Origin of the sequence: Gloeobacter kilaueensis JS1, from assembly GCF_000484535.1 — a bacterium.
GTDB lineage: Bacteria > Cyanobacteriota > Cyanobacteriia > Gloeobacterales > Gloeobacteraceae > Gloeobacter > Gloeobacter kilaueensis.
In genome coordinates this window covers 3,894,793-3,915,283 of sequence record NC_022600.1, presented here as the reverse complement: position 1 = coordinate 3,915,283, position 20,491 = coordinate 3,894,793, and the positions used below count along the sequence as shown (strand labels likewise).

The 20,491-nt window shown below is 61.0% G+C and carries 16 protein-coding genes; 9 read left to right on the top strand and 7 right to left on the bottom strand.

Annotated elements, in window-relative coordinates; translation table 11 throughout:
* The first annotated feature begins 4 nt into the window (after positions 1 to 4).
* On the top strand, positions 5 to 1,738 hold the full coding sequence (locus GKIL_RS18090) for a ShlB/FhaC/HecB family hemolysin secretion/activation protein (protein WP_023175265.1): 1,734 nt from the start codon (positions 5 to 7) through the stop codon (positions 1,736 to 1,738).
* 9 nt (positions 1,739 to 1,747) lie between these two features.
* Entirely contained in the window at positions 1,748 to 3,553 is a 1,806-nt protein-coding gene (locus GKIL_RS18085; protein ID WP_023175264.1) for an O-linked N-acetylglucosamine transferase family protein, read from the top strand.
* On the opposite strand, the gene GKIL_RS18080 is transcribed toward GKIL_RS18085, so the two are convergent.
* Positions 3,504 to 4,247 (bottom strand): glycosyltransferase family A protein, encoded by a 744-nt coding sequence (locus GKIL_RS18080; RefSeq protein ID WP_023175263.1) that lies wholly within the window; start codon positions 4,245 to 4,247, stop codon positions 3,504 to 3,506. The two genes, GKIL_RS18085 and GKIL_RS18080, sit on opposite strands and share 50 nt — an antisense overlap.
* Before the next feature lie 126 nt (positions 4,248 to 4,373).
* On the opposite strand from GKIL_RS18080, the gene GKIL_RS18075 reads away from it, so the two are divergent.
* The 4 genes from GKIL_RS18075 (at position 4,374) to GKIL_RS18065 (ending at position 11,523) form a co-directional block, all read left to right on the top strand.
* Positions 4,374 to 5,099, top strand: a complete 726-nt coding sequence (locus tag GKIL_RS18075; protein WP_023175262.1) for a hypothetical protein — start codon at positions 4,374 to 4,376, stop codon at positions 5,097 to 5,099.
* Between the two features lie 172 nt (positions 5,100 to 5,271).
* Positions 5,272 to 6,057 carry a hypothetical protein gene (locus tag GKIL_RS24975; RefSeq protein ID WP_023175261.1) on the top strand — a complete coding sequence of 262 codons (786 nt, stop codon included), beginning with the start codon at positions 5,272 to 5,274 and terminating at the stop codon, positions 6,055 to 6,057.
* A 113-nt stretch (positions 6,058 to 6,170) separates the two neighbouring features.
* Positions 6,171 to 9,788 (top strand): DEAD/DEAH box helicase family protein, encoded by a 3,618-nt coding sequence (locus GKIL_RS18070; protein ID WP_023175260.1) that lies wholly within the window; start codon positions 6,171 to 6,173, stop codon positions 9,786 to 9,788.
* A gap of 187 nt (positions 9,789 to 9,975) precedes the next feature.
* Complete coding sequence (locus tag GKIL_RS18065; protein WP_223173785.1) at positions 9,976 to 11,523, top strand: outer membrane protein assembly factor BamB family protein; 1,548 nt, start codon at positions 9,976 to 9,978, stop codon at positions 11,521 to 11,523.
* 313 nt (positions 11,524 to 11,836) lie between these two features.
* Here GKIL_RS18065 and GKIL_RS18060 read toward each other — a convergent pair whose 3' ends face one another.
* Both GKIL_RS18060 and GKIL_RS18050 read right to left on the bottom strand, forming a co-directional pair.
* Entirely contained in the window at positions 11,837 to 12,865 is a 1,029-nt protein-coding gene (locus GKIL_RS18060; protein ID WP_023171280.1) for an IS110 family RNA-guided transposase, read from the bottom strand.
* A gap of 298 nt (positions 12,866 to 13,163) precedes the next feature.
* Entirely contained in the window at positions 13,164 to 13,637 is a 474-nt protein-coding gene (locus GKIL_RS18050) for a hypothetical protein (RefSeq protein ID WP_023175258.1), read from the bottom strand.
* Between the two features lie 276 nt (positions 13,638 to 13,913).
* Between GKIL_RS18050 and GKIL_RS18045 the strand changes: the two genes are divergently transcribed.
* The gene (locus tag GKIL_RS18045) at positions 13,914 to 14,285 is read left to right on the top strand and encodes a rhodanese-like domain-containing protein (protein WP_023175257.1); all 372 of its coding nucleotides are present in this window, start codon (positions 13,914 to 13,916) and stop codon (positions 14,283 to 14,285) included.
* Between the two features lie 100 nt (positions 14,286 to 14,385).
* Positions 14,386 to 15,477: a DNA topoisomerase IB gene (locus GKIL_RS18040; protein WP_023175256.1), complete on the top strand. Its 1,092-nt coding sequence runs from the start codon at positions 14,386 to 14,388 to the stop codon at positions 15,475 to 15,477.
* Here GKIL_RS18040 and GKIL_RS18035 read toward each other — a convergent pair.
* On the bottom strand, positions 15,474 to 16,652 hold the full coding sequence (locus GKIL_RS18035) for a 1-deoxy-D-xylulose-5-phosphate reductoisomerase (protein WP_023175255.1): 1,179 nt from the start codon (positions 16,650 to 16,652) through the stop codon (positions 15,474 to 15,476). The two genes, GKIL_RS18040 and GKIL_RS18035, sit on opposite strands and share 4 nt — an antisense overlap.
* Before the next feature lie 98 nt (positions 16,653 to 16,750).
* Between GKIL_RS18035 and GKIL_RS18030 the strand changes: the two genes are divergently transcribed.
* On the top strand, positions 16,751 to 17,704 hold the full coding sequence (locus GKIL_RS18030) for a prohibitin family protein (protein WP_023175254.1): 954 nt from the start codon (positions 16,751 to 16,753) through the stop codon (positions 17,702 to 17,704).
* Here GKIL_RS18030 and GKIL_RS18025 read toward each other — a convergent pair.
* From GKIL_RS18025 to GKIL_RS18015, 3 genes are all read right to left on the bottom strand, one after another.
* Positions 17,701 to 18,840 carry a PstS family phosphate ABC transporter substrate-binding protein gene (locus GKIL_RS18025; RefSeq protein WP_023175253.1) on the bottom strand — a complete coding sequence of 380 codons (1,140 nt, stop codon included), beginning with the start codon at positions 18,838 to 18,840 and terminating at the stop codon, positions 17,701 to 17,703. The two genes, GKIL_RS18030 and GKIL_RS18025, sit on opposite strands and share 4 nt — an antisense overlap.
* Before the next feature lie 67 nt (positions 18,841 to 18,907).
* The gene (gene aroF, locus GKIL_RS18020) at positions 18,908 to 19,975 is read right to left on the bottom strand and encodes a 3-deoxy-7-phosphoheptulonate synthase (RefSeq protein WP_023175252.1); all 1,068 of its coding nucleotides are present in this window, start codon (positions 19,973 to 19,975) and stop codon (positions 18,908 to 18,910) included.
* Positions 19,972 to 20,406, bottom strand: coding sequence for a PAM68 family protein (locus GKIL_RS18015; RefSeq protein ID WP_023175251.1), 435 nt, complete (start codon positions 20,404 to 20,406; stop codon positions 19,972 to 19,974). The genes aroF and GKIL_RS18015 overlap by 4 nt, the downstream gene beginning before the upstream one ends.
* Between the last annotated feature and the right edge of the window lie 85 nt (positions 20,407 to 20,491).

Below are 20,491 nucleotides of genomic sequence, written 5' to 3'. Positions count from 1 at the left end.
AGCCATGCCCACCATCCGCCTGCTTTTATTTGTGTTGCCGGGTTTACTGTTCCAGGCACCGGCCCTGTTGGCCCAGGCACTGCCCCAGCAACCCCTGCCCGGCACACCAGCGACGACGCCACCGGCCAACCCGAACCAGGACCGCTTTCCCCAGCCCCAACCGGCTCCCCTCGCTCCTCTGCCGCCGGAACCGGCGACGCCGCTGCCGCTGCCCACTCCGGCCCCAGCCCCAGCAGCGGGCAACCAGACCGTAGCGGTGGGCCGGGTGGAGGTGACAGGCAGCACGATCTTGAGCGCCGAGCAGATTGCGGTCATCACCCGCCCCGTCGAAGGGCAGACGCTTACCCGCGAGCAGATTCTAAGTAGCGTCGTCATCCCGCTTACGAGCCTCTACATCGATCGCGGCTATCTCACCTCCCGCGCCGAGCTGGCGAGTGTCGAGGATGGTGCAGTGCGCGTGCGCATTCTCGAAGGCACGATCTCCCGCATCGAGGTCGAGGGCACCCAGCGGCTGAATACCAGCTACGTGCGCGACCGGGTTGCCCTGGCGGTGAGCAAACCCCTCAACACCTCCCGCCTCGAAGATCAGCTGCGCCTGCTGCGCACCGACCCGCTGCTTGCCAACGTCGAGGCGACCCTGCGTCGGGGCGAAGCGAGCGATCAGAGTGTGCTCATCGTCCGGGTGAGCGAAGCACCGGCCCTCGCCACCAGCCTGAGCTTCGACAACTACTCGCCCCCGGCGGTCGGTTCCGAGCGCGGCATCGCCTCCCTCGCCTACCGCAACCTCACCGGTATCGGCGACACCCTCGCCTTCGGCTACTCCGTCTCGACTGGAGCGGCCAACATCTACGATGTCAACTACCGCGTGCCGCTCAATCCGATGGACGGCACCCTGGCGCTGCGCTTCGCCGCCACCAACACCAAGATCACCGAGCCGCCCTTTAACACCGTCGGGATCGCCGGTACCTCCGAGCTGGCGGAGATCAGCTACCGTCAGCCTTTGTTTCGCTCCTTCAGCGAAGAATTTGCCCTCTCCCTGGGTTTCACCTACCAGAGCGGCCAGACGGTGATCTTCAGCAACCTGCCCACCCCCTTCGGCATCGGCCCGGATGCCAACGGCGTGAGCCGCACGAGCGTCTTCAAGTTTGGCCAGGACTATCTGAGCCGCGACGAAGTAGGAGCCTGGCTGGTCCGCTCGCAGTTCAGCTTTGGCACGGGCATCTTTGGGGCGACGATTAACGGCGACTCGATTCCCGACAGCCGCTTCGTAAGCTGGCTGGGCCAGTTCTCGCGCCTGCAGCTTCTGGGTTCAGGCAACGCCCTCATCTTTCAAGGCGACCTGCAGCTTTCTTTTGACCCGCTATTGGCGGCTCAGCAGTACATCCTGGGCGGTGTGCAGTCGGTGCGTGGCTACCGGCAGAATGCCCGCCAGGGCGACAACGGCTTTCGGCTCTCGGTGGAGGGCCGCTTCCCGGTGGTGCGAAACGACGCCGGTCAGCCGGTCTTTCAACTTGCCCCCTTCGTCGAGGGCGGCGGCGTCTGGAACGCGGGCGGCAACCCCAACCTGCTGCCGGATAAGCGCTTTCTCATCACCGCCGGGCTCGGCTTTCTCTGGCAGGCGCTGCCGGGGTTGAACCTGCGGGTCGATTACGGCATTCCCTTCGTCTTTTTGCCCGATCGGGGCAGCAACCTCCAGGACAACGGCTTTTACTTCAGCCTCAGCTACCAGCCCCAGTAGGCACGCACTATGCAGAGTCTGGAAGCCGATGAGTTGCTGCGCATCCCCCGGCTCTATTTTCAGCGCGAATACGACCAGCTCTCGGAGCTGTTGCTCGGACTGCTCGCACACTTCGAGCAGAACACCTATGTCGAGATGTCGCCGGAGCTAGCCCACGGCGTCGATCTCTTCGTCGCCCACTTTTTGTACGTCTTTAGCCAGGACGACTACGTTTTATCGGAGCCCTTCATCCCGCGCTTCCTCCGGCTCAACCCGGTCATCTCAAATCTGGTCGCCCTCTCCAGCTTCGAGACGACCGATCCGTTTCTTGAAATTCTGCGCCACCGGCCCCGCAACTTCGCCCGCATCCTGATTCTTTACTCGGCCAGAAACCGCTCCCGCTTCGAGAGTGCTCTGTTTTTTCAAGCCGAGCCAGCCCTCGCCTCGCTCTGGTACGGGGCGTATCTGGAGACCTACCGCTCTGCCCTCGTCAACCCCGAGGCCCAGGTGAACCTCAAAGCACACCTGCGATCGATGGGCGAAAGACTAAATACTCTGCACAACTTCAGCGACATCTTCTTCGGTGCCACCTACATCGACGGTGAGGCCGACAGGGCGATCAAACAGTGGATCAACCTGAGCATCCAGACAGGCTTCGCCGCCACGGGCGTCCGCTGCGAGAACACCCCCAATCCTCGCAAACTGGCCGTCGCCACCGGCTTCTGGTTCGCTCGTCACTCCGTCTACCGCACGCTCTCAAAGTTCGTCGAGGCCCTGGAAGGCGAGTACGAACTGACCCTGCTGCACCTGGGGGACTGGCGCAACGATCTGGAACTGAAGCCCTTTGCCGCCGTACATCACATTCAGATCGAAGGTGGCCAGCTCGACCTCTCCTCGATCGCCCGCAACGACTTTTCGGTGCTCTACTTTCCAGACATCGGCATGAACGCGGAAAGCATCCTGCTCTCTAACCTGCGCATCGCCCCTGTCCAGATCTGCGGCACCGGTCATCCCCTCAGCACCTGCGGAGCCCAGATCGACTACTTCATCAGCGGCGCAGCGGTCGAAGCCCAACTTGCCGAACGCCATTATACGGAGCGGCTCGTGCTGCTGCCGGGCCTCGGTGCCGTCCACAACCTGCCGCGCTACTCGCTCAAGCATCCGCCCCGAATCGATAGTCGGATCGTAATCAACTGCCCCTGGTATGCCCAGAAAGTGAACCACGCGCACCTGAAACTATTGCTTGAGATCGTCGGTAGCACAGCAAAAACCGTTCGCTTTCGCTTCTTCTCGGGCGGTGCGCTGCTCAAGAAAAACGATTACCTGCCCTTCGCCCGAGACCTCAAGCGCATTCTCGGTGCGGAGCAGGTGGAGGTGGTCCCGGCACTGCCCTACGACGAATACATGGAGCAGATGGAGCAGGGCGATTTTTGCCTCGACAGCTATCACTTCGGTGGCTCGAACGTCGTCGCCGATTGCCTGCACCTGCAAAAGCCGATCGTCACCCTCGAAGGTGATCACTGGTACAACCGGATCGGCTCCCAGATGCTCCGGGAGGTGAGCCTCGCAGAACTGGTTGCCCGTCACCCTGAGCAGTACGTCCGCCTGGCTGTCCGGCTGATCGAAGATGCAGATTACCGGCTGCATCTTCAGACGGTGCTCGCCCGCCAGAATGCAAAAGGTATCCTCTTCGATTCGGATGATGGCCACTCTTTTAAGGCGGCGATCGACTATCTGAGCCGGCATCACCAAGCCCTGCAACAGCAGCAGGCAAGAACCCCAATATTTATTCAGCCTGCAACCAGGGAAAGCCCTGCGGATAACGCTCCTGCATGACCTGGTTGCCGCGTATAAAAAATTCTGGCTGCACCGATTGCTCCGTCGATCCTGTCCGGTAATTGACTGTATAGCGACCGGTGGTCTGAAAGTGCGGAAAATATTCCAGCAAATGCCCACAGATTGCCCGATCGACGCTCTGTACACCCGGCTCCTTCGCCCGTCGGTACCAGAGGGGAGCAATCGAGATGGCGACGTTTTTTCTGAGAAAATAGCAGTTGACATCGATGTGAAAGTCGCTGTCATCCAGATAGGAAGGCCACTTCCCCAGGCTCTCGCAGTCGTCTTTGATCACGAAGCGGCCTGCCGGATCGACGATATTGCGCAGAGCGTAGCCCCATTCCAGCCCCCGCTCCCCCACCGAACGCACCAGCGACGAGACGTGCTCCGGTTCCAGCCAGTTGTCTTCGTCCAGACAAATCAAATAATCGCCCCGCACCAGAAAACCGGCGGCCCCGTAGATTCGATGGCCGTTGTAGCGACCGGTGCCGGTGGGGTAGGGCAGACACATCAGCGACGCCTGCTTACGAAACGAGAGCCCTGCTAGAACCTCCAGTACCTGCGCCTCGCGCGGCTGGCCGTCGATGACAATGAAATGTTCCAGAAACTCGTAATCCTGCTTCTGGACGCTCTCGACCGCCTGCTTGAGCAGTGGGTTGCCCGTGGCCGGGGTGATGATCGAGACAAAAACCATCCTGGCGCGCCTGATCGCTCTGTCCCCGGCATCCTACAGCAAAATCAGTGGGACGTTCTTCACCTGAAGTGGTATGGTTATTTTGATAGAAATGTCTACTAACTCAAAGTAATCCGGAGCGTATCGATGCGTTGTGGACCGATTCGACAACTGCTCGCCAGTTCTCTCGCCCTACCCGGACTGCTGGGTTTTCTTTCCCTTCCTGCCTATGCCTTTACAATGGAAACCCAGGGCGTCAGCTTCATTTCAGAAGATGGAGATGCAGGACAGTTGCTCAATACTGCCTACCGATACGGAAACCCACAGATTGAAGGTTCGCCGATCGGTGCTATCTTTGGCAGCCTGTCGCTCAAATCAGACGGCACCCCTTCTGATCTAGTAGATCTTTACCAGATCGAAATCAACAACGGTACCTTTTCTGCAGACACCAGTATCGGTCCGAGTGCAGGCAATTCCAATTTCAGGCCAGCCCTTTATCTGTTCGACGCCCAGGGCAATGGTCTACTGGCAAACGCCGATATTAGTGCAGGTCCAACTCTAGAAGCATCTGGCCTTGCTCCCGGCATCTATTATGTGGCTGCGTCCTATGCCCCGTTGCCGCTAGATGACACGCTAAAGACAATCTTTCCAGTCCTTCCCGGCGCAGGACAGGTTGGCCCGAATAGCGGTGCCGGTCCTCTATCGGGCTGGTCGTCTGTAGAAATTCCCGATGCTCCAAACCAAACACTCTCCTACACCATCAATCTCGGGGGAGCGGAGGCTGTCCCAGAACCCTCGATTAGTGGCGGTATGGCGATCTGTGCTCTATTACTGGCCTTCCAGGGCTACCGGCAACAAAAGGCCCGATCCTGAGTACTGGCCACAAATCTCACAACCAGCGTCGGCAGTGCAGGGAAAATATATCAGTAGTAACCTGCCAAAATGTCAAATACCTGTGTTTTGAACAAATCTGAAGTGGTATGGTTACCTGAGTAGAAATGTCTACCAGTCCAACTTTCTTCCTCAAGTAACACGGAGTATACCGATGCGTTGTGGACCGATTCGACAACTGCTCACCATTTCTCTTGCTCTACCCGGACTGCTAGCTCTCCTCTCCCTTCCTGCCTATGCCCTCTCGGTGGACACGCAAGAAGAGGCTATCCTCCTCACAGAGACTGGAGATGCAGGGCAGCTACTCGATACTGCTTATCGAACTGGGAATCCGCAAGTTGAAGGCCAGCCAATTATCGGAATCTCGGGCAACCTGTCACTCGGATCGGATACTACGCCCGTCGATCTCATCGACCTCTATCAAATCGAGATCAACAGCGGCACTTTTTCTGCATACTCCTCCAGTGAGGGGCCGGTTATTATTGTTACTCCTCCTACACCACGCGGTAGCTCTCAGCCTGTCAGTGGCACTGGCTTCGGTCCAGCACTCTACCTGTTCAATGCCCAGGGCAACGGTCTACTGGCAAATGCCAACACCACTACAAATCCGGTCCTCGAAGCGTCCGGCCTTGCTCCTGGTACCTATTATCTGGCCGTGTCCTATGCACCAGCGCCGTTGGATGCCGCTATGCAGAGTATTTTTCCCGCTTTTTTGGGCTCAGGGCAGGTTGGGCCAAATAGTGGTACCGGTCCCCTGGCAAACTGGTCGCCTGTAGCTATAAGTACAGTGGGCCTCCCTGATCCAAACCAAACAACGCCCTACTTTATTAACCTCAGTGGAGCGTCTATTGCCCCAGAACCGGCTATCGGCGGCGGCCTGGCGATCTCAGCTCTGCTGCTGGCACTCCAGGGCTACCGGCGGCAAAAGGCCCGATCCTGAGTACTCGTGGACCCCGCGAGTAACATTCTGACTTCTCATCTGGACTCCATATCTAGGAAAGCAAAAGATGGCGTACACTATCTGTGTGGTCGCCCGGTGTCTAGTCAGAAGCCATGTTTTTTGCGGATTCTTCTTTCCGGCCCGGTCGTACAGCCCTGCCCAGGCCCGAGCAGGTCAAACTGATTAGCCAGTCTGGCCTCTGGGTCACCAGTGCCGCGTTGCACGAGCAGGTACTCTATCCGGCGGTGCCGGAGGGCGACCATTTTCCTCTGCTCACGGCCTTGAGCGTCAACAACACGGCGACGCTGCTGGCGGCAGGAGCCTTCGACACGTTGCTCGCCTTCGACCCGGCCCGGCCTGTGGCGGAGTTGCCCCGCGTGCCGCCCGAGGTCTACCTGTCCTGGCCCGCCGGTGCGCCCGCCGCTACCCATCACCTGGGCAACGGCACTCTGTGGCAGGTGAGCCTCGACGAGCAGTGCAGTGCCTGGGCCGACTGGCTGGTAGGCGACGAGGGCCGGGTCGTCGGGCTGTCCCTGTTTGGCAAGCCCCAGCAGATCGGGGCAATCGCCGGGGTGCTCGATCGTCGCGAACCGGTGCTCGCTGCACCTGCGACTGTCCAGGCCGAACCGCTCTGTCTGGCCCTCGATACCGAGCCGTACCTGCAGTTGCAGCAATCGGTGGCCCTCGATCTCGAGCATCGCCTCTGGGTCCATCCGCACGCGCTTTTGCGCAACGTCGAGCAGCAGGGACTGAGGCAGTTTTATCTGGTGGGCCGCCAGCCCCTGTGGAAATTTGCCCGCCTGCTCAAGGCGGTCGAGCCGGTGCCGTTTCTTCCTATCTGGGCTCCCCAGCTCTATCAATTTGCCCTCGATCGGCGCTACCTGCGGGATCTGGGCCAGGCCGTCCTGCGGGTACAACTGCCGGACGCGGGCCACACCAGTCCTTTCGCCCGCTTTCTGGTGCAGGCGCTCAAGCAGGGCCGTCTGCCGCTGCCGGAGGGGTACGACTTTCTGGCGCGGACGGTGGCGGGCAAGTCCTACCACCTGGTGGCCGAAGAGTATGACCCCCAGAGGCACCAGACGACCCAGATCGCCTGCGAGCGCTTCAGTGCCGGCACCCGGCTACTCTACTTCGACGGCACCCTCGTCGAATTGCGGCCAGGAGCTGACGGTTCCACCCAGGCTCCAGCCCCAGCTTCGCCTCCCGAACAGCCCGAGCGCACACCCCGCTGGATCGAGCGCTACGAGCGACGTCCCCCCAAGATCGGCGACGTCGGCGAATATATCCAGACGCTGAGACCGCAGGTGCGCCTGCCGGAGCCGCTCTGGCAGGGGGAGGATCACTGCCGGGATCTGACGCTGGCCCGCGCCCCGTTTCATGGCCAGCGCGATGCGATCAACGCCCTGGTCAGCCGCTTTGCCGCCGGGTGGCGCACCGCCGCCCTCATCGCCCAGACCGGCACCGGCAAATCGCTGATGGGAGTGGCGACCGCCGCCTGTCTAGCAAAAAAAGAACAAAAGCACCGCCCGTTTCATATCGTCGTCCTTGCCCCGGCCCATCTGGTGCAGGAGGACGAACAGAATAGCAGCCAGTGGCGCGAGGAGATCGAGGCGGCCCTGCCCAGGGACACCAGCCGCCGGATCGTGCCGGTACAGAGCCTGGCTACTCTCGGCGAGTACCGCCGCCAGTGGCGCACCGGAGCGGTGAGCGAGGAGCTGGTCTTTTTTCTGGTCACGCCCCACATCCTGCGCGGCAGCCGCCAGCGCTATCCGGCTGTACTGCGCCGCCGCGTCCTGGGCACCGCTACCGTCTGGCATCTGAGCGACGGCACACCGCGCCTGCCCGGTCCAGCGCTGCCTCCTGTTCGTTCTCACCTTTCTCCTCCCTGGGCGCAGGCCAACCTGCTCACCACCCTGCGGCGGCTCTGGGCAAACAACCAGCGCGACAAACTCGCTGCCCTCACTGCCATCAGCCCCCGCCTCTGCCTGGAATGGCTCAGCGCCGCCCCCCAGTTTCCGAGCCACAGTGCCATTGCCCAGTTCATCCGCGAGAAAGTGTCCGGTAGCCGGGAAGGTGGCTTTGCAAAGCTCTGGCAGGCCCGTCTGGCGCTGGTGCGCCGCGAGGTGAGCCTCTCGCAGGCAGCCTACTGCCCGCGCTGCTTCGAGCGCATTCTCCAGCCGGGGGAGCCTTTGAGCGCTGCAGCAGATTTCTGTCATTGCAGTGAACCGCTCTTCAGCTACGCCCACCAACTCGCCGACAGCCCCCGCCGCAGCCAGTGGCCCCTGCCCCTCTGGCTCAAGCACAGCGACCTGCCTATCGATCTGTTGCTCGCCGACGAGGCGCACATGTACAAGGCCCGCGACACCAGCCAGGCCGGTGCCTTCCGTGCTCTGGTCTGTCAGGCCCGCTACACCCTGGCGATGACCGCTTCGCCCAGCGACGGTTACGCCAGCAGCCTGCACTACCTATTGCACGCCCTTTCTGGTCGCTACCGCCGCGACTTCAAATTCAGCGAAGCGGGCCGCTTTGCCCGCACCTACGGCCTCTGGCAGCGCTCGATTGTCACCGACAGCGACAGCGGCAAAAAAATTGTCCGCCTGCGCGAGCGCCCCGGCATCCACCCGAACATTCTCAAGCACTACCTGCTCGAACTGGGTATTCCCCTGCTGCTGAGCGATCTGGCGGATCTCAAGATGCCGCCGCTGTTGCAGTACCAGCATCTCGTCGCGATGGAGCCCGAGCAGGCGGAGCGGGTCCATGCTTTCAACAGCGCCATCGCTCAAGCGCTGGAAGATGGCGATTGGCGGTTGAGTGCCGCAGCGTTGCAAAAGCAACTGGTCTGCCCAGATCTGTGCTTTGCTGCCGAGGATCTGGTGCTCACCGACAGCAACGGCACTGCCATTGCCCGCTTCGAGCCGCTCGCCGGTCTGGCGGCTCCGGACGGCAGTTGCCTGCGCCTGCTCCCCAAAGAAGAAGCCGTCTTCAAGCTCCTGCTGCGGCAAAAAGCCCTGGGCCGCAAGACGCTCATCTACGTCTGCCACACGGGCCGCTACGACTATATCGACCGCTTTCTTGGCGCGAGCGACTACTTTAACCGGCGCGAAGGGCAGAACCTGCGCATTGCAGGCTTTTACGCTACTGCCCCGCACCACTGTCGGCCCTACCAGCCGGGCGAACCGCTCCCGCCCACCAACCGCCAGTACGTCCTCGACAGTGCTCCCCACGACCGCCGCCGCAAGCTGCTGGCCGTACTCGCCGACACCGACGCTGTGATTATCAACAGCCGCTGCGTCGAGACGGGCCTCAACCTGCGGGAATTTCCGACAATCGTTTATCTGGAGGTGCCCTTCGGGGCGACCAACTTTCGTCAGAGCGGTGCGCGCTCCTGGCGGCCCGGCCAGACCCAACCGGTAGAAGTCCATGCCTTCGTCTACCGCGACAGCTTCCAGCTTGCCGCCCTCAAACTGGTCGGCGCGAAGCTCGCCTACGACAACCGGGTACGCGGCGAACTCACCATGAATGGTTTCGAGGAGGATGGCATCGACGGCGATCTGATCCACCAGCTCTCGCAGTTCATCCGGGGCGAATTGAAGCTCGAAAACCTCCATCCCTCCGCCTTCAGCGATCACGGGCCGCTCGATACTGTCCAGACCCTCTTCCGCTTCGAGCCGGTCCGCTCCGGTCGCCGCAAAAAAACCGTTACTGGCCTCTTCCAGGGTGTGCTTTTTTGATCCTGCCCTCTGCAGGGGAGACGAGGAAGGTCTCACCCCCAGCGGCCCCTAAAATGCTGTGTGTCGGGCCACATAACACCGGGGGAGAATCATGAAGCTATTCTCAAGATTTGAGGGCATCCTGACTGACAGTTTCCAGACTGATCAGAGTTGCTTTTTTCAGATATTTGGACTCACAGTTGCCAGTGTGTTTCTATCTGCAGGTTCCGCCGTTGCTCAGGTGGATGTGTTGACCTATCACAACGACAACGCTCGCACTGGCCAGAATCTGAGCGAAACGATCCTGACACCAGCGAACGTCAATTTTGCCACTTTCGGCAAGCTCTTCACGATCCCCGTCGATGGAAAGGTCGATGCTCAGCCCCTCTACAAATCTGCCCTGGCGATTCCAGGCAAAGGCACCCGCAACGTTCTGTTTGTTGCCACCGAGCACGACAGTGTCTACGCCTTTGACGCCGACACCGGCACCCAACTCTGGCAGGTGAGCCTGCTTAAAAGTGGTGAGGTGCCCTCCGATCCGCGCCGCTGCGATCAGGTCACCCCCGAAATCGGTGTGACTTCCACCCCGGTCATCGATCTGGCCGCCGGGCCTCGCGGCGCGCTTTATGCGGTGGCAATGAGCAAGGATGGGGCGGGCAATTATTACCAGCGCCTCCACGCCCTCGATATCACTACCGGCAAAGAATTGTTCGGCGGACCCCAGACGATCGCTGCCAGCTATCCGGGCACCGGGGCGGGTAGCACCGATGGCACGGTGCCCTTCGATCCCAAGCAGTACAAGGAACGAGCCGGCCTGCTGCTGCTGGGCGGTGTCGTCTACACGAGCTGGGCTTCCCACTGTGACATCTCGCCCTACACGGGCTGGGTGATTGGCTACAGCGGCAAGACTCTGGCTAAAGTCAGCACCCTCAATCTGACGCCGAACGGAGAGGATGGAGCGATCTGGGCCAGCGGCGGTGCCCCGGCCACCGACGGCAGCAACATCTACGTCATGACGGGCAACGGCACCTTCGACACCACCTTGAATGGCAGGGGTTTTCCGATCGACAACAACTTCGGCAATGCCATCCTCAAACTGTCGGCGGGCAGTCGGCGGCTGAAGGTGGCCGACTACTTCACGATGTACAACACCGTCGCCGAATCGCGCATCGACCAGGATCTCGGTTCTGGGGGCATCCTCGTGCTGCCGGACTTTACCGACGCTCAAGGGAGCACCCGGCGTCTGGCCCTCGGAGCAGGCAAAGACCAGAACATCTACGTCGTCGATCGCGACAACCTGGGCAAGTTCAATCCGACCGACAACAGCAACATCTATCAGGAACTGCCCCTCGCTCTGGCAGACGCCGAATTTGGCACGCCTGCCTATTTCAAGGGCACTGTCTACTTTGGTGCAATCAACGATGTCATCAAGGCATTCTCGATCACCGACGCCCGGCTGAGCACCACGCCCGTCTCCCGGAGTGCCAACACCTTCGTCTATCCCGGTACGACCCCCAGCATTTCAGCCAACGGCACCGCCGATGCCATCCTCTGGGCAGCAGAAAACACCACCAGCGCCACCCTGCACGCCTACGATGCCACCAACCTGAGCCGCGAACTCTACAACAGCAACCAGGCTCCCAATGGCCGCGATCAGTTCGGTACCGGCAACAAATTTATCGTGCCGACGGTGGCCAACGGCAAAGTTTATGTGGGTACGACCGACAGCGTCGGCGTGTTCGGACTTTTGCCCTAGTTGCCTCCCGTCGTGGGAAAAGTAAGGTGAATTTGAGATTCGCTCCTGCCCCTTTCCTTGAGGGTAGGAGTGACGTGGGGACTGGGAAATCTTTGTGCTGAGTAGACGAAGCGAAAAAAGCATCGGGTTTGGGCTGGGGTGGGGGAAGCGAATTTTTGGGTATTTGCTAAAACCGTCCCCCACCCCTCCACACCCCCCCTGCCCCCCCTCTCCTCCTCCTGCCCCCCGAATGGGGGGCTGCCCCGCCGGGCAGAGGAGAAGAGATACGGTATTGAGAGTCAAGCAGCCTCCTCCTTTCTTCTCTTCCTCCGCCCTACTGCAAGCAAACCAACCTGCCGTGCTCTGCATCGAAAGGCGTGTCTGTTTTCACAACCGCCCAGGCAATGTGTAAGAGTTTGCGAGCCGCAGCGCAAAGCGCTACCTTTGCCGGTTTACCGGCTGCTCGTAGCCGCTGGTAAAAGCTTTTAATCTGCTGATTGCAGCGGATCGCACTCAAGCTCGCCATATACAGCGCCGTGCGTAAGCGGGCATTGCCTGCATGGCCGATGCGCTCTGGTCTATGAAGGCTGGTGCCGCTACGGTGGGAGCGGGGAGCGAGACCCGCGTAGGCCACCGCCGCTTCCACCGTTGCACAGCAGCCGAAGTTGAGGGTACTCACCAACACCCACCCAGCGGTGACAGACCCAATGCCTTTGATAGTGCGCAGCTTGGTTGCAGCTTGATGCCAAAGCGAGTCTTGGGCGAGCAGCGCTTCTAGCTGAGCTTCCATCTGCGCAATCTGCTCATCGAAGGTGTGGCTCAACTGCTCCAGACTCGCTTGTACCGCCGCCACCACCAACGGAAATTGCCGCAGAGCGTGCAACTGGTTGTGCAGTTGTTGGCGTTGCTGCAGCAAGGCATCGCGATGCTGCAGGCGCTGTTGGAGTTGGTAATAAATCTCAGGCGGCGGCTGCCAAAGACCAGGTTGCAGGGCGGCAGCGAGTTGGGCAAGCGTCTGGGCATCAAGCGCATCGCTTTTGGAACGCTTGAGCAGTGCCCTGGCAAAGTAATGAGACTGAGCGGGGTTGACCACACTGACGGCAAAACCTTTGAGCGCCAGAAATGTGGCCAGTCGCATCCAGTAGGAGCCTGTGGCTTCGATGACCACTAACACCTCAGCGGCGGTGGGACAGACGGCGAGTAAGCGTTCGGCCAATTGGCAGTGTCCTTCGGGGGTTTGGGGCAGTGTGATGGCAGCGGTAGGCTTTGCGTGGGTGAGCAGCCAGGCGGCAGTGACAGTGAGTGCCGCCACATCAATACCGACAAATAGCTGATAGTCGTTTTGTGAACCGTCTCGCTGCATGAGTGTCTCCAGTTGAAGCTTCAGAGGAGGTAGGCAAGTTCCGCAGGACGGCAAAAGTCTAGCCTCGTGATACGTGGTCAGTGCCACTCGATACGGTTCAGCTTTGCCGGTCCTTGATAGCGGGGGACAATCTCTTCCACGCGGTCAAAGCCGCAAGGGGGGGCACAGTCCTCACCGCTACCTTGGAACCAATAGCAATATACGAGGGGGGGTTCACTGTAACTGGGCTGCAGAGTGGCCAGGTGAAGTCAGTGGCAGACTTGTCTTCCTTGGAGGGAAGGGGATTGGGGGGTGAGGTCTAATGGGTACACAACCAGGCGTGAAAGATCGCCGCCTCGCGCTGCTTGCCTATCCAGCGCGCCCGATTCTGACCGGTAAGGGCAATCACCATCGCCTGGTGCTGGCCGGCGCGGTCGCCAATCTCTTCAAAGTGGCGGTATAGCTCGTCGATCCTCGCTACCGAGGCGCGGGCAGATTGCACATCTTTGAAGGAGAGCACGCCCCGAAAGTAGCGCGAGTAGGTATTCTGGTCCCTGGCAGTGGTGGTGTAGAGGTCGAAGTACCCTTCGAGCAATCCAGCCTGGGTGAGCACCTGGGCAACGTAGGAGGGCCGTGCATCGGTGTGGGCGGCCAACTCCACCGGGTCGGTGATGCCTGAACCGTAGAGTTGGAGGATTTGTTGCTTTTTGCTGGGCTTGCGGCTGGATTGCAAGATGTCACTGCTTTCGCTGACGGAGACATCGTGGACTTCAGGCATTTCTTCTTTTGCCATTGCTAGATACCTGTAGAGATAAAATCAATGCTGCCGATTCGCGTTTCAAACGCTCTTGGGAGAATCTTTCAGTGCGCTCTGGGCGCGGGTGGCAACCCTGAAAATTCCAGCACACATCTATTCTTATTATCGCTAATCTGGGGAGGATTGGCCACTTTTTGAGGCTGGCATGACTGTGAGTATATGATATGTTTTTCTTGAATGGCTGTCCTGAAGAAAATCGTCGGCGATCCCGGTGGGTGATCCAGCAGAGAGCAGTTTGGGCATGATGGGGGCATGGCCAAAAACAAGCGATCTCCTTCTCCCAAGCAGCCTCCTCTGGACCTGCCGGCGGTTGGTCCCAATCAGGTGATCCGCCTCGAACCGGCTGCGGTGCTTGCCGCCGGTAACCGCGTGCGGCTGGTCGATTGTCGGGGCAGCTCCGAGCGGCGGGTGATGGCGATCGTCGGGTCGATCGCCTTTGATGCGCGCCGCTTCGAGGCCGACAATCCCAACAAGCGCGTGCCCATCGTCTGTGTGAGCTGGATCGGGGGCCGCAGTCTGGTGGCGGCCTATCGCCTCGCTAAGCTGGGCTACCGCGTCTACGACCTCAAAGGCGGGATCGTCGCCTGGAAACTAAAAGGCTATCCCACCGTCCGCGATTTTTAAGACAGAGCCCGATCCTCCCAGGATTCGGCCCTGGGGAAGGTTTCAGGACATCTTCCCTCAGCAAGACTAAGAGGGTAGTCACAAAAAATGGCCCGCTGCGATGATCGCCGAACTGGCCCCCGACCCGCTTGTTTCCGCCCGTGCAGCCGGGTTGCGCTACGTGAGCGACAGGTCCGCCGGTATTCGTCGCCACCGCCGGGGCAAGCACTTTAGCTATATCGGTCCAGACGGCAAGCCGATTCGAGACGAGCAGACCCTCGAACGCATCCGCAAGCTGGCGATCCCGCCCGCCTACACCGATGTCTGGATCTGCCCCCACGCCAACGGCCACCTGCAGGCCACCGGACGCGATGGGCGGGGCCGCAAGCAGTACCGCTATCACCTGCGCTGGCGGGCCGTGCGCGACGAGACCAAGTACGGACGCACCCTCGCCTTTGGCACTGTGCTTCCGGCGATTCGCGGGCGCACCGAGCAGGATCTGGCCCGGCCCGGATTGCCCAGAGAAAAAGTCCTCGCCGCCGTCGTCCGGCTGCTGGAGAGCACACTGATTCGCGTCGGCAACGAGGAGTATGCCCGCCAGAACGATTCTTACGGCCTGACGACGCTGCGCGACGAGCACGTCGAAGTCAAAGGCTCGACGATTCGCTTCCAGTTTCGGGGCAAGAGCGGCAAGGATCATACAATTTCGCTTACCGATCGCCGCCTTGCCCGCGTTGTCAAGCGTTGCCAGGATGTGCCGGGCCAGGAGCTTTTTCAGTACATCGATGCCGACGGTGAGCGCCAGACGATCGACTCGGCGGACGTGAACGCTTACCTGCGCGAGATCGCCGGTGAAGAATTCACCGCCAAGGACTTCCGCACTTGGGCGGGCACGGTGCTCGCCGCTCTGGCCCTTCAGGAATTCGATGCGTGCGATTCTGAGAGCCAGGCCAAAAAAAATATCGTCCAGGCGATCGGCGATGTCGCGAGGCGGCTCGGCAACACCCCGACCGTCTGCCGCAAGTGCTACATCCATCCAGCGATCATCGATGCGTATCTGGAGGGCACGCTGCTCGATACCCTGCGCCAGCGCACCGAGGCAGAACTGAACGCGCCGGGAGCTGTCGGGTTGCGCCCGGAGGAACGGGCGGTGCTCGCCTTTTTGCAGAAGCGCCTTGCCGAAGAGGACACTCGCGACCGGGCAAAGCGCTAGATCAGCACACTCGCCCCCAATCTATCGACCAAAAAGCGCACGTACTGCCGCGCCCAGCGATCGGCAGCCAGAATGTCATCGAGGGTCGGGACAGAGGTCGTCTCATGGGCGTCGAGGGTGGCTTCTAAGAGCCGGGGCATATCGAGAAAGCGGACTTTGTCCTGCAAGAACTGGGCGACAGCCTCCTCGTTGGCGGCGTTGAGCACCGCCGGATAGGTGCCCCCGGCCCGGCCCACCCGGTAGGCCAGCCGCATTCCGGGGTAGCGCTCGTGATCGGGCTCTTTGAAGGTGAGGGTGCCCACCTGGGTCAGATCGAGGGGCCGCCAGGGAGTGGCAAAGCGCTCCGGCCAACTCAGCGCATAGAGAATCGGTAGGCGCATGTCAGGCCAACCCAATTGGGCAATCACCGAGGTGTCCACCAGTTCGATGAGCGAGTGGACGATGCTCTGGGGGTGAATGACGATCTGAATCTGGTCGTAGTCGAGGCCAAAGAGCCAGTGGGCCTCGATCACCTCCAATCCCTTGTTCATCAGGGTTGCCGAATCGACGGTGATCTTGGCACCCATCACCCAGTTGGGATGCTTGAGGGCGTCCGCCGGGGTGGCCTGGGCGAGCCGCTCGGCAGGCCAGTCGCGAAAGGCACCGCCGGAAGCGGTGAGCACGATGCGCCCGAGGCCCCGCTCCGGCACCCCCTGCAGGCACTGAAAGATGGCCGAATGCTCCGAATCGACCGGCAGAAGCTTCACGCCTTTGGCCTGGATGCGGGGCATCACCACCGCCCCGCCTGCGACCAGGGTCTCCTTGTTGGCGAGGGCCAGATCCCGGCCCGCATCGATCGCGGCCAGAGTGGGCAACAGACCCGCGCAGCCGACGATGCCGGTAACGACCACCTCCGCCGGTGCCTGGGCTGCCACCGTGCAATAGCCGCTCTCGCCCACCAGAATTTCGGGCAGGGCAGCAAAATCGCTGAGCCGGGTAAGCAGTTCGCGCCGTCTTTGCTCGTCGCCCACGGCTACCACCTGGGGCCGGAAGCGGCGAACCTGCTCAGCCAATAGTTCCATGTTGGCGTGGGCGGTGAGGCCCGTGACCGCGAAGCGCTCCGGGTACTCCGCTGCGATGTCGAGGGTCTGGGTGCCGATGGAGCCGGTGGAGCCCAGCAAGCTGATTTGCTTCACAAACATTTACTCCTGACTGCCCAGTATTGTCCCGCGCCAGGGGAACGCTGGCAAGGAGTCCACAGTTGCTAGAGTGTCAGTGATGTGGTGGAGCCTCTATGGCCGCGCCAGACAAACAACTGCCCCTGCGCCTGCTCGCCGGTGGCCTGCTCGGTACCGGCATCGTTGCCGTTATCTTGCTGCTCTTTCATCCTTTTGTCTACGTCACCGAGCCGGGCAACGCGACGGTGATGTTCAATGTCTTTTCTGGCATCGAGAAGGGCCGCGTCGAGCGCTCCGGCGCGACGTTCGTCCTGCCGGGGATCGACGGTCCCACGACCTATATCGTCCGCACCCGCGTCTTCCAGTTCACCAACGATGAGCGCTCACCGAACCGAGCCGGCAACGCGATCAGCATCAACACCGCCGATGGTCAGGCGTTCTTTACCGATGTCTTTGTCGCCCTCAAGCCCAACGCGGCGGTGCTCGATCAATTGCACGCCACCATTGGCCCCCGCTACATGGAAAACATCATCGTCCCGACCGTGCGCTCAAAAGTGCGCGACGTGGCGGCCAGTTTCAGCTCGGCGGACTTTTACAAAAAAGAGCGCCGCGCCGAGATGGAAAAGAAAATGACGGCTCTCATCAGCAGCGAGATGCCCACCGGTCAACTACAACAGCAGAAGGTGCCCCTGATTGTAATCGAAGATGTCTATCTGGGAACTGCCCAGTTTCCCGAAGGTCTCAAAGCTTCGCTCGAACAAAAGCAGGTGGCCTCGATCACCGCCCAGACCGCCGCCGTCAAAGCCCAGATCCAGCAGAAGGAGACCACCCGGCGGCTGATTCTGGCGGCGGCCAACCGCAAGGCGATCGAACTGCAGGGCCAGGCGGCGGCCAAGAACGCCAAACTGGCCGACCTGCTTTTTTATGAAAAGCTTCAGGATCGCATCGAGGCGGCGCGCAGTCAGGGCGGTGAGATGCCCATTCGGGTGATCCGCGTCGAGGGCAGCGATAAATCGACTGTCTTTCTCAACGTCGATCCCCAGCGGGCTGCGGCTGCCGGTAGCCCCTAGCGCAGCGAGACAAAGCCTGCCTGGCGGATCAGCTGCTGGCCTTGATCGGAAAGGAGCAAATTGGCGTAGGCGACGCCCGCCTGCTCGTCGAGGGTGCCGTCGCGGCGGACGATGACAAACAGTCGCCGGGTAGCCGGGTAGGTCTTGTACTGGAAAGCCTGGTTGTTGACGATCCCCAGATCCTGGCCCAGGGGCAATTCAAAGTTGCGTCCCCCCGGCCCCGCCAGGCCCAAAAGCTTGATCGAGCGCTGGTTGTAGACTTCGGCGACGGTAGCAAAGCCGATTGCTCCGCGCAGGGTCGCTACCTTGCGGATCGCCTCGGTGGTATCGCGGACGATCTCGACGTTTTTGCCGGGCTTTTTTTTGCCGAAGATGTCGCTGAAGACAAAATCGACGGTGCCCCCAGCCTTGAGGTCGCGGCTGATGGGAGCGATCGGCAGGTTCGGGCCGCCCAGTTGTTGCCAGTTGACGAGCTTGCCGGTGTAGATGTCGCGCAGTTGGGCGGTGTTCAGGCCGCTTAGAGGCAGGCTGGGGTTGACGAAGAAGGCGACACCGTCGGTGGCGACCGGAATCTGCTCCAGGGCAATACCCCGGTCTTTGGCGCTCTGCAGTTCTTCGCGCTTGAGCGGTCGGCTCGATTGGGCCAGACTGATTTGCCCGGAAATCAGCATCGCGATGCCGGTACCGGAACCGGGTTTGCCGCTGAGCGGTTCGGTGTAGCGCAATCGGAAGCCTGGATGGGCTTTTACAATCGCCTGCAAAACGTTTGGCGAGCGCAGCGGAGCAAAGGTGGTCGAGCCGCCGTAGTTGAACAGCCCTCTGGGAACCGTCGGCACCTCGGCGAAGGTGCGCACAAATTCGAGGCCCTCAGCGTCCTTGCTGGTGGGCGGGGAAGCCGTGCTGCTCACCAGTCCGTAGGGTTCATCCTCGCCAAAGGCCGCAAAGCTACTCTGGCGCTTCCAAAAATAATAGCTGCCGCCAAGAACCAGCAAAATCGCAACGACAACGGCCCAGACGGCCAGCGGTACCCCGGCGGGCCGCAGCGGTTGAGCACAAATTTCACAGCGAAAAGCATTCGCCGGATTGCGGTCGTAGCCGCACTTTGGACAGACGCTGCTCTCGGTCCTCGCTTCCATCGCACCGCAGGAGTACACCAGTACCCCGACTAGGGAGAAGTTGGTCTCAAAGTGCCGAAATCATTAGCTAGTGCGGCAGTGGTCCGCCGGCAAGCTGAGATGCAAGGGGCCGACCGACCGAGCGGGCGATCGGAGCCAGGTTTGCCATCACTGCCTCGAATTCGTCGGGGGTGAGGCACTGGGGACCGTCGGAGAGGGCGCGGGACGGATCGGGGTGGACCTCGATCATCAGGCCGTCGGTACCGATGGCGACCGCTGCCTTGCTGCAGGTATCGACGAACTGCGAAAGACCCGTGCCGTGGCTCGGATCGACGATCACGGGCAGGTGGGTGAGGGAGCGCAGGACGGGTACAGCGACCAGATCGAGGGTATTGCGGGTGTAGGTGCGATCGAAGGTGCGGATGCCCCGCTCGCAGAGAATCACATTTGGGTTACCGGCAGCGAGGATGTATTCTGCCGCCAGCAGCCACTCGTCGATCGTCGCCGAGAAGGCGCGCTTGAGCAGTACCGGCTTGGGCTGCTGGCCGACTTTTTTGAGCAGGGCGTAATTTTGCATGTTGCGCGCCCCGATCTGAACGATGTCGGCTACCTCGGCGATCGCTTCGAGGTCGGTGCTGTCCATCACTTCGGTGACGATAGCGAGACCCGTCGCGGCGCGAGCCGCAGCGAGCAACTCCAGGGCCGGTTCACCGTAGCCTTGAAAGTCGTAGGGCGAGGTGCGCGGTTTATACGCACCGCCGCGCAGGATCTGGGCTCCGGCGGCCTTGACCCGCCGGGCAGTTTCGAGGATCATCGCTTCGCTTTCGACCGAGCAGGGGCCAGCCATCACCGCGATCGGCCCATCGCCTCCGATCGCAACCGGGCCGTTGGCGGTCGGCACGCGCACGACCGTCCGCTCAGGGTGAAATTCGCAAGAGGCGCGCTTGAAGCGCTTTTTGACCCGCAGCACCCGGTCGATATAAGGACTCAGCTCCTGCACGCGGTCCTCGGAGAGGCTGCTGGTATCGCCGATCAGGCCGATCACCACGTTTTCGCGGCCAACGATCGTCTGGGTCTGCAGGCTCCAGCCCTGCAGCTCACCGACCAGGACATCGACGACGCCCTGGGGGGCACCGGGTTTGAGGACGACAATCAAGATTTTTGCTCCATGCGACGCTTCTGGCCTTCATCCTGCAGGGCAGAGAGGATGCGCTTGCCGTTTTGTTTGAATTCTTTGATGCCGAGCAGACTGCCCTTGACGGCTGGATCCCAGGAGGTGGAGAGGATAGCGTAGGTGATCCCCAGCACGCTGATGCCAAAAAAGAGCAGATTGACCAGCAAGACCACGACGTTTGGCACCGGCAGACCGGAGCGGATCAAGGTCGCTCCGATGACCTCGGTAAGCAGCGCGAGGGCAAAAGGCAGGCCCGAGAACATCAAGATGCGGGCCAGAAACCGACCGTTGATCTCCTTCGGGATGATCAGCTTGTCCTTGCCTGTGCCCGTATTTTTGATAAGGGGGGTAACCGGTGCAGGTGTCTTGCCTGCGAGGGCCGCCTCCCGCTTGGTGCGGCTTTTTCTGCCCATGGTGTTTGGTTGTGCAACTTCTCAATCTTACGCTTGAGCGCAAGTGGGCTCGCAGCTCCTTTGCGGATAATTGAGGAACCAGGGT

Bases quoted from the DNA above. Each gene is read 5' to 3' on its own strand.
- GKIL_RS18070 (WP_023175260.1), top strand. From the start codon at position 6,171: ATGTTTTTTGCGGATTCTTCTTTCCGGCCCGGTCGTACAGCCCTGCCC.
- GKIL_RS18025 (WP_023175253.1), bottom strand. From the start codon at position 18,840: ATGGAAGCGAGGACCGAGAGCAGCGTCTGTCCAAAGTGCGGCTACGAC.
- GKIL_RS18090 (WP_023175265.1), top strand. From the start codon at position 5: ATGCCCACCATCCGCCTGCTTTTATTTGTGTTGCCGGGTTTACTGTTC.
- GKIL_RS18080 (WP_023175263.1), bottom strand. From the start codon at position 4,247: ATGGTTTTTGTCTCGATCATCACCCCGGCCACGGGCAACCCACTGCTC.
- GKIL_RS24975 (WP_023175261.1), top strand. From the start codon at position 5,272: ATGCGTTGTGGACCGATTCGACAACTGCTCACCATTTCTCTTGCTCTA.
- GKIL_RS18030 (WP_023175254.1), top strand. From the start codon at position 16,751: ATGGCCGCGCCAGACAAACAACTGCCCCTGCGCCTGCTCGCCGGTGGC.
- GKIL_RS18040 (WP_023175256.1), top strand. From the start codon at position 14,386: ATGATCGCCGAACTGGCCCCCGACCCGCTTGTTTCCGCCCGTGCAGCC.
- GKIL_RS18075 (WP_023175262.1), top strand. From the start codon at position 4,374: ATGCGTTGTGGACCGATTCGACAACTGCTCGCCAGTTCTCTCGCCCTA.
- GKIL_RS18085 (WP_023175264.1), top strand. From the start codon at position 1,748: ATGCAGAGTCTGGAAGCCGATGAGTTGCTGCGCATCCCCCGGCTCTAT.
- GKIL_RS18050 (WP_023175258.1), bottom strand. From the start codon at position 13,637: ATGGCAAAAGAAGAAATGCCTGAAGTCCACGATGTCTCCGTCAGCGAA.
- GKIL_RS18015 (WP_023175251.1), bottom strand. From the start codon at position 20,406: ATGGGCAGAAAAAGCCGCACCAAGCGGGAGGCGGCCCTCGCAGGCAAG.
- GKIL_RS18060 (WP_023171280.1), bottom strand. From the start codon at position 12,865: ATGCAGCGAGACGGTTCACAAAACGACTATCAGCTATTTGTCGGTATT.
- GKIL_RS18045 (WP_023175257.1), top strand. From the start codon at position 13,914: ATGGCCAAAAACAAGCGATCTCCTTCTCCCAAGCAGCCTCCTCTGGAC.